At 46.1% G+C, this 15,228-nt stretch carries 8 protein-coding genes and 1 pseudogene; 7 read left to right on the top strand and 2 right to left on the bottom strand.

Going from position 1 to position 15,228, the window contains the following annotated elements; all coding sequences use genetic code 11:
* From Sarmat_RS03300 to Sarmat_RS03270, 7 genes are all read left to right on the top strand, one after another.
* Positions 1 to 2,084, top strand: a 2,084-nt coding sequence (locus tag Sarmat_RS03300; RefSeq protein ID WP_202149415.1) for a tetratricopeptide repeat protein, incomplete at its 5' end; no start/stop codon positions are given.
* Positions 2,081 to 2,308, top strand: a complete 228-nt coding sequence (locus Sarmat_RS03295) for a hypothetical protein (protein WP_202149414.1) — start codon at positions 2,081 to 2,083, stop codon at positions 2,306 to 2,308. The genes Sarmat_RS03300 and Sarmat_RS03295, both read left to right, overlap by 4 nt.
* Before the next feature lie 354 nt (positions 2,309 to 2,662).
* Positions 2,663 to 6,955 (top strand): tetratricopeptide repeat protein, encoded by a 4,293-nt coding sequence (locus Sarmat_RS03290; protein ID WP_202149413.1) that lies wholly within the window; start codon positions 2,663 to 2,665, stop codon positions 6,953 to 6,955.
* Positions 6,956 to 6,988: 33 nt separating this feature from the next.
* Entirely contained in the window at positions 6,989 to 7,126 is a 138-nt protein-coding gene (locus Sarmat_RS03285) for a hypothetical protein (protein ID WP_202149412.1), read from the top strand.
* A 555-nt stretch (positions 7,127 to 7,681) separates the two neighbouring features.
* On the top strand, positions 7,682 to 11,773 hold the full coding sequence (locus Sarmat_RS03280; RefSeq protein WP_202149411.1) for a tetratricopeptide repeat protein: 4,092 nt from the start codon (positions 7,682 to 7,684) through the stop codon (positions 11,771 to 11,773).
* 193 nt (positions 11,774 to 11,966) lie between these two features.
* On the top strand, positions 11,967 to 12,134 hold the full coding sequence (locus Sarmat_RS03275) for a hypothetical protein (RefSeq protein ID WP_202149410.1): 168 nt from the start codon (positions 11,967 to 11,969) through the stop codon (positions 12,132 to 12,134).
* 305 nt (positions 12,135 to 12,439) lie between these two features.
* Positions 12,440 to 14,362 (top strand): aminopeptidase P family protein, encoded by a 1,923-nt coding sequence (locus Sarmat_RS03270; protein WP_202149409.1) that lies wholly within the window; start codon positions 12,440 to 12,442, stop codon positions 14,360 to 14,362.
* 32 nt (positions 14,363 to 14,394) lie between these two features.
* Here Sarmat_RS03270 and Sarmat_RS03265 read toward each other — a convergent pair.
* Both Sarmat_RS03265 and Sarmat_RS03260 read right to left on the bottom strand, forming a co-directional pair.
* Positions 14,395 to 14,760: pseudogene (locus tag Sarmat_RS03265) on the bottom strand (integrase core domain-containing protein); the annotation flags it as partial.
* 61 nt (positions 14,761 to 14,821) lie between these two features.
* The gene (locus Sarmat_RS03260) at positions 14,822 to 15,001 is read right to left on the bottom strand and encodes a hypothetical protein (protein ID WP_202149408.1); all 180 of its coding nucleotides are present in this window, start codon (positions 14,999 to 15,001) and stop codon (positions 14,822 to 14,824) included.
* Positions 15,002 to 15,228 lie beyond the last annotated feature (227 nt).

Below are 15,228 nucleotides of genomic sequence, written 5' to 3'. Positions count from 1 at the left end.
ATTATGCTAAAAAAGCAGAGGCGTTGTTGAGGCTTGCGCGCCATGCAGAGGCACTAGAAGCTTACGACCGAGCAATTGGCTTAGACCCTGAGAATCCAAAGTATTATGCGAAGAAAGCAGAGATGTTGCTGAGGCTTGAGCGCCATGCAGAGGCACTAGAAGCTTACGACCGAGCAATTAAGTTGGCTCCGCAAAATCCTAAGTATTACGATAAGAAAACAAACGCATTAATACAGATTGAGTGTGATGACGAGGCGCTTGAGGCTCATATTCAGACTATTGTGCTAAACCAGCAGGGCGTTAAGCATCATGCCGAAAAAGCGAGAGCATTAATGCAGGCTGAGCACTATCTGGAAGCACTGGAAGCTTACGATCAAGCAATGATGTTAGACCCAAATAACTGCGAATATTATGCCCAGAAGGCAGATGTATTGGCAAGGCTTGGGCGTGGTGACGAGGCAGTTGAGGCTTATAGTAAGGCAATTAAGTTGGATCCGAAGAATGCTAGGTATTATGCCCAGAAGGCGGATGCGTTGATAGGGCTTGGGCGCTACCAGGAGGCTTTTGGAGCTTATAGTCGAGCAATTAGCTTTGATCTGAAGAATGCTGAGTATTATGCAGGTAAAGCAAGAGCATTATATGGGCTTAAGCATTATAACGGGGAGCTTGAGGCTTATAATCAGGCCATCGGGCTGGATCCGAAGAATCCTGGATATTACGGTGGAAAAGCAAAAGCATTACGCCAGCTGGAGCGTTATAAGGAGGCGGTTGAGGCTTATAGTCAGGCCGTTGCGCTGGATCCGAAGAATCTTGAGTATTATGCATGCGCGGATATGTTAGTAAAGCTTGAACGCTACAAGGAGGCGGTTGAGGTTTATGATCAAGCCATTGCGCTGGATCCGAAGAATGCTGGGTGTTATACCCAGAAAGCGGGTGCGTTAGTAAAGCTTGAACGCTACCAGGAGGCGGTTGAGGTTTATGACCATGCAATTAACTTTGATCCGGAGAATGCTTGGTATTATACAGGTAAAGCAAGCGCATTATCTGGGCTTAAGCGTTATGGCGAGGCGCTTGAGGTTTGTGATCAGGCCATCGGGCTGGATCCGAAGAATGCTGGGTGTTATGGTGGGAAAGCGGATGCATTACGGGGACTTAAGCGTTATGGCGAGGCGCTTGAGGTTTGTGATCAGGCCATCGGGCTGGATCCGAAGAATGCTGGGTATTACGGCGGGAAAGCGGATGCATTACGCCAGCTGGGGCGTTATAAGGAGGCGGTTGAGGTTTATGATCAGGCAATTGCGCTGGATCCGAAGAATGCTGGATATTACGGCGGGAAAGCGGATGCATTACGCCAGCTGGAGTGTTATAAGGAGGCGGTTGAGGCTTATAATCAGGCCATTGTGCTGGATCCGAAGAATGCTGGGTGTTATGGTGGGAAAGCGGATGCATTACGCCAGCTGGGGCGTTATAAGGAGGCGGTTGAGGTTTATGATCAGGCAATTGCGCTGGGTTTGAAGGATGCTGGGTGTTATGGTGGGAAAGCGGATGCATTAAAGCAGCTTGGGCGGAATGACGAGGCGGTTGCAGCTTATGATCAGGCAATTGCGCTGGGTTTGAAGGATGCTGGGTGTTATGGTGGAAAAGCAAAAGCATTACGCCAGCTGGGGCGTTATAAGGAGGCGGTTGAGGTTTATGACCAGGCAATTGCGCTGGGTTTGAAGGATGCTGGGTGTTATGGTGGGAAAGCGGATGCATTAAAGCAGCTTGGGCGGAATGACGAGGCGGTTGAGGTTTATGACCAGGCAATTGCGCTGGGTTTGAAGGATGCTGGGTGTTATGGTGGGAAAGCGGATGCATTAAAGCAGCTTGGGCGGAATGACGAGGCGGTTGCAGCTTATGATCAGGCAATTGCACTGGATCCGAAGAATGCTGGATATTACGGTGGAAAAGCAAAAGCATTACGCCAGCTGGGGCGTTATAAGGAGGCGGTTAAGGTTTATGACCAGGCCATCGGGCTGGATCCGCAGCATGCAGATTACTACCGCCCACAGAAAGAAGCTGCATTACGAGCCATGAAGAAATGATGATAGCTTATAACCGCGCCATCACCCGCGCGCGCGTGGGCGAAGAACCATCAGTATCGTATCACGCAGATAAAGCAGATACAGCGCATGCATTTACGATGCTTGCGCGTGATGGCAGCGCGCCTGAAGCTTATAGTCACGTCATCAACGTAAGCTCTAGTCTGCCAAAAATAAAAATTACTACCTCCATAAACATTGCTTGCTACATCAAGGCCTTGGGTTGAGTGGAGCTGATAGAGGTTGCGGATTATGCATTAAACCTCTTTCTTAGCTCTGCCCTTCATGACAACTTCACCCAACGCTTATCTATTCACAATCCTCACGTACCTTATGTATGGCCGCGGCTCTGTGCTTCGTACGCTCCTCGCATTTGCTCTTAATTGAGCGAGTTTGAAAAGAGGTCCACTCTTAATTGAGCGAGTTTGAAAAGAGATCTAATGATAAACAAAAGACACACATTTCTATAAATTAACCAGCAACCTTTAGGTGAAATAAGTTAATGATTGACAAATGCAAATAATAAGAAAATAATCAAAGTACAATGAAACAATAATCAATAAAGCACGAAGCTAAATATCATGCAGCAATTATCAGATTTTAACAGTAAAGCACAAACTTCTCCACGCCAACACTCCCAGCACTCCCAACACTCCCGGCACCAGAACCCACAACGCCAGAACGTTCGGGTTCAAGCATTGCTCAGAGGGATTCAAGCATCAATCGAGCATGATCCAAATAATCCAAAGCATTATGCTAAAAAAGCAGAGGCGTTACTGATGCTTGAGCGCCATGCAGAAGCGCTAGAAGCTTATGACCGAGCAATTAAGTTGGCTCCGCAGAATCCTAAGTATCGCGATAAGAAAACAAACGCATTAATACAGATTGAGTGTGATGACGAGGCGCTTGAGGTTCATACTCAGACTATTGCACTAAACCAGCAGGGCCTTAAGCATCATGCCGAAAAAGCGATAGCATTAATGCAGGCGGGGCGCTATCGGGAAGCGCTAGAAGCTTACGATCAGGCAATGATGTTAGAGCCAGATAACTGCGAATATTATGCCCAGAAGGCGGATCTATTAGTAAAGCTTGGGCGCTACAAGGAGGCGCTTGAGATTTATGATTGGTTCGTCATACACAACTCGCATAACCCTAAGTATCATGCCCAGAAGGCGGATGTGTTAATAAAGCTTGGGCGTGGCGATGAGGCGGTTGGGGTTTATGATCAGGCAATTAAGTTGGATCCGAAGAATGCTAGGTATTATGCCCAGAAGGCGGATATGTTAATAAAGTTTGAGCGCTACCAGGAGGCTTTTGGGGTTTATACTCGAGCAATCAGCTTTGATCCGAAAAATCCTGAGTATCATGCGGGTAAAGCAAAGGCATTATGTGGGCTTAAGCATTATAACGGGGAGCTTGAGGCTTATAATCAGGCAATTAGCTTGGATCCGAAAAATCATGAGTATTATGCTAGCAAGGCAAAAGCATTACTGCAGCTTGTGCGTTATAACGAGGTGGTTGAGGCTTATAGTCAAGCAATTGCGTTGAATCAGCAGAATCATGAGTATTATGCGCAGAAAGCGCGCGTGTTAGTAAAGCTTGAGCGCCATGCGGAAGCGCTTGAAGCTTACGATCAAGCCATTGGGCTGGATCCGGAGAATGCTGGGTATTATGCTCAGAGAGCGTATATGTTAGTAAAGTTTAAGCGTTATACCGAGGCGCTTGAGGCTCATGAGCAAGCAATTAGCTTGGATCCGAAGAATCCTGAGTATTATGCAGGTAGCGCAAGAGCATTATGTGGGCTTAGGCGTTATGCCGAGGCGTTTGAGGTTTATGACCAGGCCATCGGGCTGGATCCGAAGAATCTTGGGTATCATGTTGGAAAAGCGGATGCATTACGGGGGCTTAAGCGTTATGACGAGGCGCTTAAAGCTTATGATCAGGCAATTAGCTTGGATCCGCAGAAGCCTGAATATTATATGGGTAAAGCAAGAGTATTATCGGATCTTGAGCGTGTGCTTGAGGCGCGGCCGGTTTATAATCAGGCAATTGCGTTGGATCCGAAGAATGCTGGGTATTATGCTGGGCAGGCAAAGTCGTATGATGGGGGGTATAATGACGATGCGCTTCGGTTATATAATCAAGCCATTGCGTTGAACCCAAAACATGCTGGGTGTTATGCAGGTAAAGCAAGAGTATTATGTAAATTTGGGCACTACCAGGAGGCGCTTGAGCACTGCGATCAAGCCATTGCGTTGAATCCAAAACATGCTCGGTGTTATGCGGCTAAAGCGAATGCATTACACAAACTTGCGCGTAATAACGAGGCGGTGGAGGCTTATGATCGGGCAATTGCGCTGGATCTAAGGAATGCTGAGTATTATGCTGGGAAAGCGGAAGTAATGCGGGTGCTGATGCGTTATAACGATGAGCTTGAAGCTTACAATCAACTCATTACGTTGGATTTGAAGAATGCTGTGTATTATGCTGGGAAAGCAAAAGCATTACATTATCTTAAGCGTTATAAAGAGGCGGTTGCAGCTTATGATCAGGCAATTAGCTTGGACCCGAAGAAGCCTGAGTATTATGCGGGTAAAGCGGATGCGCTTTTTGGGGGTGGTAGTGCAAACGCAGCGCTTGCGGTTTGTGACCAGGGAATTAGCTTGCATCCGCGGGATGTTGAGTGTTATAGCAGTAAAGCAAGAGGACTAGAGGGGCTTAAGCGCTATGCCGAGGCGCTTGCGGTTTATAACCAACTCGTTGGGCTGGATCCGAAGAATCCTGAGTATTATGAAGGTAAAGCAAAGGCATTAGAGCAGCTTGAGCGTTATGCCGAGGTGGTGGAGGCTTACGGCCAGGCTATTGCGCTGGATCCGGAGAATCGTGAATATCATGCTGGTAAAGCAAGTGCATTGTGGATACTCAATCGCCACCAGGAGGCTCTTGAGCCCTATGATCGGGCTATTGCGCTGAACCCGGAGAACTGTGAGTATCATGCGGGTAAAGCGCGTGTGCTAGCGAAGCTTGAACGCTATGGTGAAGCGGTGGAGGTTTATAACCAACTCATTGGGCTGGATCCGAAGAAGGTTTGGTATTATGAATATAAAGCATATGCATTAGAGCATCTTGGGCGCCATAGTGAGGCGGTTGAGACTTATGATCAAGCCATTGCGTTGGATCCGAAGAAGCCTGAGTATTATACTGGCAAGGCAAAAGCATTATGTGGGCTTAAGCGTTATGGCGAGGCGCTTGAGGTTTGTGATCAGGGAATTGCGCTGGATCCGAAGAATCCTGGATATTACGGTGGGAAAGCAGAAGCATTACGCCAGCTGGGGCGTTATAGCGAGGCTGTTGTGGTTTATGATCAAGCCATTGCGCTGGGTTTGAAGGATGCTGGGTGTTATGGTGGGAAAGCGGATGCATTACGGGGGCTTAAGCGTTATAAGGAGGCGCTTGAGGTTTGTGATCAGGCCATTGCGCTGGATCCGAAGAATGCTGCGTATTATGGTGGGAAAGCGGAAGCATTATCTGGGCTTAAGCGTTATGACGAGGCGGTTGCAGCTTATAATCAGGCAATTGCGCTGGATCCGAAGAATGCTGGGTGTTATGGTGGGAAAGCGGATGCATTACGGGTGCTGCGGCGTTATAAGGAGGTGGTTGCAGCTTACGATCAACTCATTGCGCTGGATCCGAAGAATGCTGGGTATTATGCTGGGAAAGCGGATGCATTACAGGGGTTGGGGCGTCGTAACGAGGCGGTTGAGGCTTATAATCAAGCCATTGCGCTGGGTTTGAAGGATGCTGGGTGTTATGCTGGGAAAGCGGATGCATTACAGGGGTTGGGGCGTTATGCCGAGGAGGTTGCGGTTTACGATCAACTCATTGCGTTGGATCCGAAGAATGTTGGGTATTATGCTCAGAAAGCAAAAGCATTACTGCAGCTTGTGCGTTATGCCGAGATGGTTGAGGCTTATGATCAGGCAATTGCGCTGAATCCGAAGGATACTGAGTATTATTACTGGAAAGCATATGCATTATACTATCTTGGGCGTCATGGCGAGGTGCTGGAGGCTTATAACCAACTCATTGGGCTGGATCCGAAGAAGTTTTGGTATTATGTTGTGAAAGCAAGCACATTATACCATCTTGGGCGTTATGCCGAGGCGGTTGCAGCTTACGATCAGGCCATCGGGCTGGAGCCGAAGAATGCTGGGTATTATGCCGGCAAGGCAAAAGCATTATGGGAGCTTAAGCGTTATGCCGAGGTGGTTGCAGCTTACGATCAGGCCATCGGGCTGGAGCCGAAGAATGTTGGGTATTATGCAGATAAAATAAAAGCATTAGAGCAACTTGGGCGTTATGCCGAGGTGGTTGCAGCTTACGATCAGGCCATCGGGCTGGAGCCGAAGAATGCTGGGTATTATGCCGGCAAGGCAAAAGCATTATGGTATCTTGGGCGTTATGCCGAGGTTGCTGTGGTTTGTGATCAAGCCATTGCGCTGGATCCGAAAAATTTTGGGTATTATGAATATAAAGCAGAAGCATTACGCCCTCTTGCGCGTTATGCCGAGATGGTTGCAGCTTACGATCAGGCCATCGGGCTGGGTTTGAAGGATGCTAGGTGTTATGGTGGAAAAGCAGAAGCATTACGCCATCTTGGGCATAGTAATGAGGCGGTTGGGGTTTATGATCAGGCAATTGCGCTGGATCCGAAGAATGCTGAGTATTATACTGGGAAAGCAGGAGCATTACAGTGGCTTGGGCGTGGTAACGAGGCGGTTGCGGCTTACGACCAAGCAATTAGCTTGGATCCGAAGAATGCTGATTACTATCGCTTACAGAAAGAAGCTGCATTACGAGCCATGAAGAAATGATGACAGCTTATAACCGCGCCATCACCCGCGCGCGTGGGCGAAGAACCATCAGTATCGTATCACGCAGATAAAGCAGATATAGCGCATGCATTTACGATGCTTGCGCGTGATGGCAGCGCACCTGAAGCTTATAGTCATGCCATCAACGTAAGCTCTAGTCTGCCAAAATAAAAATTACTACCTTCATAAACATTGCTTGCTACATCAAGGCCTTGGATTGAGTGGAGCTGATAGAGGCTGCGGATTATGCATTAAACCTCTTTCTTAGCTCTGCTCCTTCATGACAACTTTGCCCAACGCTTATCTATTCACAATCCTCACGTACCTTATGTATGGCCGCGGCTCTGTGCTTCGGTATGCTCCTCGCATTTGCTCTTAATTGAGCGAGTTTGGAAAGAGGTCCACTCTTAATTGAGCGAGTTTGAAAAGAGGTCCGCTCTTAATTGAGCGAGTTTGAAAAGAGGTTTAATGATAAACAAAAGACACACATTTCTATAAATTAATCGACAATCTCTAGGTGAAATATAGTTAATGATTGATAAACGCAAATAATAAGAAAATAATCAAAGTACAATGGAACAATAATCAATCAAATACGAAGCTAAATATCATGCAGCAATTATCAGATTTTAACAGCAAAGCACAAACTTCTCCACGCCAACACTCCCAATACCCCAACACTCCCAGCACCAGAACCCACAACGCCAGAACCTTCGGGTTCAAGCATTGCTCAGAGGGATTCAAGCATCAATCGAGCATGATCCAAATAATCCAAAGCATTATGCTAAAAAAGCAGAGATGTTGCTGATGCTTGAGCGCCATGCAGAAGCGCTAGAAGCTTACGACCGAGCGATTGAGTTGGCTCCGCAGAATCCTAAGTATTACGATAAGAAAACAAACGCATTAATACAGATTGAGTGTGATGACGAGGCGCTTGAGGCTCATACTCAGACTATTGCACTAAACCAGCAGGGCCTTAAGCATCATGCCGAAAACGCGAGGGCATTAATGCAGGCTGGGCGCTATCGGGAAGCGCTAGAAGCTTACGATCAGGCAATGATGTTAGAGCCAGATAACTGCGAATATTATGCCCAGAAGGCGGATCTATTAGTAAAGCTTGGGCGCTACAAGGAGGCGCTTGAGATTTATGATTGGTTCGTCATACACAACTCGCATAACCCTAAGTATCATGCCCAGAAGGCAGATGTGTTAATAAAGCTTGGGCGTGGCGATGAGGCGGTTGAGGCTTGCAATCAACTCATTGCGCTGGATGCAAAGAATCTTGAGTATCATACGGGTAAAGCGCGTGTATTAATAAAGCTTGGGCGTGGTAATGAGGCGCTTGGAGTTTATGATCATGTTATTATGCTGGATGCAAAGAATCCTGAGTATCATGCGGGTAAAGCGTATGCGTTACAGCAGCTTGGGCGCCACCAGGAGGCGGTGGAGGTTTATAATCAGGCCATCGCATACGCCCCTAGGAAGTCTAGCTATCGCGCATACAAAGCCGACGTGCTAGCAAAGCTTGGGCGTTATGACGAGGCGCTTGCGGCTTACGGTCAGGCAATTGCGCTGGATTCGGAGAATTCTAGCTACCGCGCATGCAAGGCGGATGTGCTAGCAAAGCTTGAGCGCTATGGCGAGGCGCTTGAGGCTTATAGTCAGGTTATTGCGTTGGATGCAAAGAATCCTGAGTATTATGCAGGTAAAGCGTATGCATTACAGCAGCTTAAGCGCTATGACGATGCGCATGATGCTTATAGTTATGCCATTAGGTTGGATCCGAAGAATCCTGAGTATTATGCTGGTAAAGCAAGAGCATTAATGCAAATTGGATGTGATGACGAGGCGATTGTAGTTTATGATCGGGCTATTGCGCTGAACCCGGAGAACTGCGAGTATCATGCGGGTAAAGCGCGTGTGCTAGCGAAGCTTGAGCGCTATGGTGAGGCGGTTGAGCCTTATAATCGGGCTATTGCGCTGGATGCAAGGAATCTTGAGTGTTATGTAGGTAAAGCAAAAGCATTAGAGCAGCTTAAGCGTTATGGCGAGGTGGTGGAGGCTTACGGCCAGGCTATTGCGCTGGATTCGAAGAATCGTGAATATCATGCTGGTAAAGCAAGTGCATTGTGGATACTCAATCGCCACCAGGAGGCTCTTGAGCCCTATGATCAGGCTATTGCGCTGAACCCGGAGAACTGTGAGTATCATGCGGGTAAAGCGCGTGTGCTAGCGAAGCTTGAACGCTATGGTGAGGCGGTGGAGGTTTATAATCGGGCTATTGCGCTGGATCCGGAGAATCCTAGATACCGCGCATGCAAAGCGGATGCGTTAGTAAAACTTGAACGCTATGGTGAGGCGGTTGAGGTTTATGATCAAGCCATTGGGTTGGACGTAAGGAATCACGAGTATTATGCTGGCAAGGCAAAAGCATTAGAGCAGCTTAAGCGCTATGGCGAGGTGGTGGAGGCTTACGGCCAGGCTATTGCGCTGGATTCAAGGTGGCCTGAATATCATGCTGGTAAAGCGGATGCGTTATGGATACTCAATCGCCACCAGGAGGCTCTTGAGCCCTATGATCGGGCTATTGCGCTGGATTCGAAGAAGCCTGAATATCATGCGGGTAAAGCACGTGTGCTAGCGAAGCTTGAACGCTATGGTGAGGCGGTGGAGGTTTATAACCAACTCATTGGACTGGATCCGAAGAAGGTTTGGTATTATGAATATAAAGCATATGCATTAGAGCATCTTGGGCGCTATAGTGAGGCGGTTGGGATTTATGATCAAGCCATTGCGTTGGATCCGAAGAAGCCTGAGTATTATGCTGGCAAGGCAAAAGCATTATGTGGGCTTAAGCGTTATGGCGAGGCGGTTGTGCCTTATAGTCAGGCAATTAACTTGGATCCGAAGAATCCTGAGTATTATGCGGGTAAAGCGCGCATGTTAGTAAAGTTTAAGTACCACCCAAAGGTGGTTGAGGTTTATGATCAAGCCATTGCGCTGGGTTTGAAGGATGCTGGGTGTTATGCTGGGAAAGCAAATGCATTAGCGCAACTTAACCGTCATAAGGAGGCGGTTGCAGCTTATGATCAGGCCGTTGCGCTGAACCCGGAGAACTGTGAGTATTATGCTGGTAAAGCAAGTGCATTAATGCAAATTGGATGTGATGACGAGGCGATTGTAGTTTATGATCGGGCTATTGCGCTGAACCCGGAGAACTGTGAGTATCATGCGGGTAAAGCGCGTGTGCTAGCAAAGCTTGAGCGCTATGGTGATGCGCTTGAGGCTTATAATCATGCTATTGCGCTGGATCCGAAGAAGCCTGCGTATTATACTGAGAAAATAGCAATATTATACCACCCGCTTAAGCGTGGTGACGAGGTGGTTGTGGTTTATGATCAACTCATTGCGCTGGATCCGAAGAATGTTAGGTATTATGAAAGTAAAGCATATGCATTAGAGAATTTTGGGCGCTATAGTGAGGCGGTTGGGGTTTATGATCAAATAATTGCGCTGGATCCGGAGAATGTGTATTATGCTAGGAGAGCCGATGGATCACGGAGGTGTGTGCGTTACCAGGAGGAGCTTGAGGCTTATAATAGGGCTATTGCGTTGAATCCGAAGAATCCCGAGGGTTATGCTGGGAAAGCAAATGCATTAAAGCAGCTTTGGCGTCATGACGAGGCGCTTAAAGCTTATGATCAGGCAATTAGCTTAAATCCGAAGAATCCTGAGTACTATGTAGGTAAAGCACTCGCATCGTCTGCAACTCCTTCTAACGAGAGGCTTAAGATTTGTAATCAGGCTATCGCGATGGATCCGAAGAATGCTGGGTATTATGCTGGGAAAGCAGAAGCATTATGGGAGCTTGGGCGTTATGCCGAGGCGGTTGAGGCTTATAGTCAGGCAATTAGCTTAAATCCGAAGAATCCTGAGTATTATCAAAGTAAAATGTATGTATTAGAGCGGCTTGGGCGTGGTAACAAGATGCTTGAGATGCTTGAGAAGCTTGAGATTTGTAATCAAGCAATTAGCGCGAATCCGAAGGAGCCTCAGTGTTATTTACGGAAAGCAGGAATATTAGAGTGGCTTAGGCGTGGTGACGAGGCGGTTGGGGCTTGGAATCAAGCCATTGCGCTGGACCCAAAGAGTCGTCAGTATTATGACGGTAAAGCACATGCCTTAAAACAGCTTGGGCGCCATGGCGAGGTGGTTGGGGTTTGGAATCAAGCCATTGCGATGGATCCGAAGAATGCTGGGTATTATACTGGGAAAGCAGAAGCATTATCTGGGCTTAAGCGTTATGACGAGGCGGTTGAGGCTTATAGTCAGGCAATTACGCTGGATCCAAAGAATCCTGAGTATTATGTTAAGAAAGCAGAAATGTTACTGGGGCTTGGGCGTGGTGAGGAGGCGGTTAAGGCTTGCGACCAAGCTATTGCGCTGGATCCGAAGAAGCCTCGGTATTATGTTGAGAAAATAAAAACATTACAGCAGCTTAGGCGTGGTGACGAGGCGGTTGCGGTTTACGACAAAGCAATTAGCTTGGATCCACTGAATTTTTGGTATTATACTGAGAAAGTATGCGCATTACAGAAGCTTGGGCGCCATGGCGAGGTGGTTGCGGTTTACGATCAACTCATTGCGCTGGATCCGAAGAAGCCTGAGTATTATGATCATAAATCAAATGCATTAAAGCAGCTTAAGCGCTATAACGAGGCAATCGCGGTTTACGACCAAGCAATTAGCTTGGATCCGAAGAATGCTGATCGCTATCGCTTACAGAAAGAAGAAGCATTACGAGCCATGGGGAAATGATGATAGCTTATAACCGCGCCATCACCCGCGCGCGTGGGCGAAGAACCATCAGTATCGTATCACGCAGATAAAGCAGATATAGCGCATGCGTTATAATAAAGCTTAAGTTTTAAGCGTTATAACGATGCGCCTGCGCCTTACGATCAAGCAATTAGCTTGCATCCGGAGAATTCTGTGGTATATCATCATGAGTTTGAGTTGTATAATTAATGCATTTAATAATAATGCATTTAATAGACCTCTTTCCAAACTCGCTCAATTAAGAGCGAATGCAACAAATGTGAACAAATGCAAACAAATGCGCGTGAATGCAAACAAATGTGAACAAATGCGAGGGGCATACAAGGCGCAAAACTCCTAAACATACACACAGTTAAGTACATAAACTTAAGTACATAAAATGCAGTGAGGATTGCGAGTGTTTGCAAAAGAGGTCTAATGCATAGCAAGTGGCACATAAGTGGGAGGGGTGGTAGTGTCACGTCTTGATTTATCAATTATTCAATGCTATCTATTCAATGTTAATTAATTCAATGTTATCTATTTCTACTAAGCATCGCGCACAAAAATCGCGCACAAAACCAAGCATTGCACACAAAACAACCCTATCAACATTAGTTTCCTTTCTATTCGCAACTTCATTTTAGAAACTTATTAAATAAGCCAATGATGCAAAGCAATCAGCCTATCCAAAACCAAGATGCGCTACACCAAAACAAACCAAAACTCATCGCATTACTTGCTAAATATCAACTCGCTGGATATTTAATACCCGCAAACGACGAGTATATCAACGAATACACCCCAGAAGCACACAACAGGTTAGGCTATTTTTGCGGTTTTTTTGGATCAAACGGTTTGATGCTAGTTACGGCCACCACCACCCTCTTCTTCACCGATGGTCGCTACACCCTGCAAGCACAAAAGCTCTTTGGTGATGCGGTAGAAATATATGATTTTCGCGACTTACGCCAAGCTTTGCAGCAAGCCTCCATCCCTGGTAAAGTTGGTTTTGATGCGCGCCTATTCACTCGCTCCAGCATCTTTCAAATATTAAGCGATGTATTAAACTTGCATCCGTTAGAGGCGAATTTAGTAGATGAGTTATGGCTCAACAAGCCCATCAGAAACAACTCGGAACTCTTCGATTACTCCGTGGAGTATGCAGGCCAGGCGCGCGAGGAGAAGATTCAAATCATCCGCGCAATCATCGCGCAGCACAAGGCGCAGGCCGCCCTCATCACTTCTTGCGATTCGCTCTGCTGGGCATTAAATATACGTGGGAAAGACCTAGACCACACACCAGTTATTCTTGGCTCGCTCTTAATTACGCAGGATAAACTATATTTAATAACAGATTTTATTAAACCTCTTCAAAACCCCTCCTGCCTACCGCCAGACTTACCTTCGGAACTAGAGCTTGTGAGTGATGCAGAACTACCCAAATTACTAAATACAGCAGTAGATGGCAAGGTGTTATACGACAAATCCACCGCCTCTATTCATCTCTTGTCTCTTATAGAGCAAGAGCGCGTCTTGCTTCAAGATGATATTTGCTTAGAGCTAAGGGCACGCAAAAATAATATAGAAATACAAAGAGCGATAGAAGGGCATATCTTAGAAGGGGTAGCTTTCTGCGAGCTACTTGCCTTTATAGACGCGGCGCAGCGCAGCCGAGAAATAGAGCGATTAGTAGAATATGATATCTTGCTTAAACTTCGCGAGTTTAGGGCCGCGCATAGCTCATACATCATGGACAGCTTTCATACTATCTGCGGATTTAAGCAAAATGGCGCGGTTATCCACTACAAACCATGCGCAAATAATTCGCAACAGCTCGTAGGTAAAGGGCTATTACTCATCGATTCCGGAGGGCAATATTTAGGTTGCACAACAGACTGCACTAGAGTGCTGGCACTCGGGGGCGCGCCAACTGCGCTGCAAATTGAACGTTATACCGACGTGTTAAAGGGGCATATAGCTCTTGCCACAGCCACCTTTCCTATTACTGCGTGCGGCGCTAATCTTGATGTTTTGGCGAGGCAATATTTGTGGGCAAAAGGCGTTGACTATCCCCATGGCACGGGGCATGGCGTTGGTAGTTTTTTAGGTGTGCATGAGGGGCCTATCGCTATTAATTCATGTAACTTGCATAAGCTAAAAGAGGGTATGATTATTTCTAATGAACCTGGCTACTACGGTCAAGATTTTGGCATTAGAATAGAAAATTTACTATATGTGCACAGTGCACATCACGCACTGCCTGCAAAACTTACTTGTGAGGAGCAAATGCAAAACACGAGTGAAAGCGCGGAACTTCGAGCGTGCATGAAGTTAAGCGAGGATTCGAACATTGGAGCGATGCGTGCATCACCATCAGGAGTAGAGTTTGGAGGGGGTTTTAATGGCTTTTTATCATTCCAAAACCTCACCATGGTGCCATATGAAAAGAGCTTGATAGACCTTGATAGCCTGTCTGCACTTGAGTTGAAGTATCTTAACTCCTACTATCAGACAATACGTTATAAACTCTATCACTTACTTTCTCCCTCTGCGCAGCAATGGTTTAATGCGCAAAGAGTATACTAAACCACTTACATAACCTTAGAAATAGGTATTGGCTAGGTGTTTAGTCCCAGTAAGAAATGGTTAGGATTAAGTATAAAGTATTCAGGATGAGTTGTCCACTGATTTAATATAAATTGCCAAGGAGTTTTACTTTTGATGACTTTAAGTCGTTTAGCGAAGTTATAAGCCATCAAATAAGCATGCAGATGCTGTTTTAGCTCATCATGAGATGCATAATGGAAATTGTTTACAGTTGTTTCTTTGAGAGTTCTGTTCATTCGCTCTACCTGCCCATTAGTCCAAGGATGCTTGATCTTAGTCTTTCTATGCTCTATCTGACGCTCATTGCAAACACGCTCAAATATATGAGTGAAAGCATTTTTATGATGATCGTGATTGGTAAATTGAATCCCATTATCTCGAAATTTTTGATTTTTTCCCTCAGATCTATTATGTCTAACAATCCTTTAAATTCAAAGCTTAAGCAACTATGTGTCCGGTACTAAGGCGGTAGTTATAAACAATAGACCTCTTGCATAACCTAAAAATGAAGGAGGAATTTTTAGGAAAAATGATGTTGAGCGCTGCAGCATACTCTAGTATATGAGGAGCGCAAAGGAGTTTTGACAACAAAATTACCCCGCGGGATAGGTTATGCAAGAGGTCTAATTCTTTATCTTTTCGTACTTAGTACCGGACACATATACTAAATTAGCTTGAGGTAGCGTAAATTATATGATAATATGAAGCAAAAAATGCGAGCATATATACTAAATTAGCTTGAGGTAGCGTAAATTATATGATAATATGAAGCAAAAAATGCGAGCATATAGTATAGATTTACGTAAAAAAGTAATAAGTTTTATAAAAAGCGGTAATAGCCAAAA

The sequence above is a fragment of the Candidatus Sarmatiella mevalonica genome, from assembly GCF_016751895.1.
Taxonomy (GTDB): Bacteria; Pseudomonadota; Alphaproteobacteria; order Rickettsiales; family Rickettsiaceae; genus Sarmatiella; species Sarmatiella mevalonica.
Note: the sequence above shows the minus strand (reverse complement) of the source record. Positions and strands in the feature narration are given on the sequence as shown.

Coding starts and splice junctions, on each gene's coding strand:
- Sarmat_RS03295 (WP_202149414.1), top strand. CDS start 2,081: ATGATGATAGCTTATAACCGCGCCATCACCCGCGCGCGCGTGGGCGAA.
- Sarmat_RS03290 (WP_202149413.1), top strand. CDS start 2,663: ATGCAGCAATTATCAGATTTTAACAGTAAAGCACAAACTTCTCCACGC.
- Sarmat_RS03270 (WP_202149409.1), top strand. CDS start 12,440: ATGATGCAAAGCAATCAGCCTATCCAAAACCAAGATGCGCTACACCAA.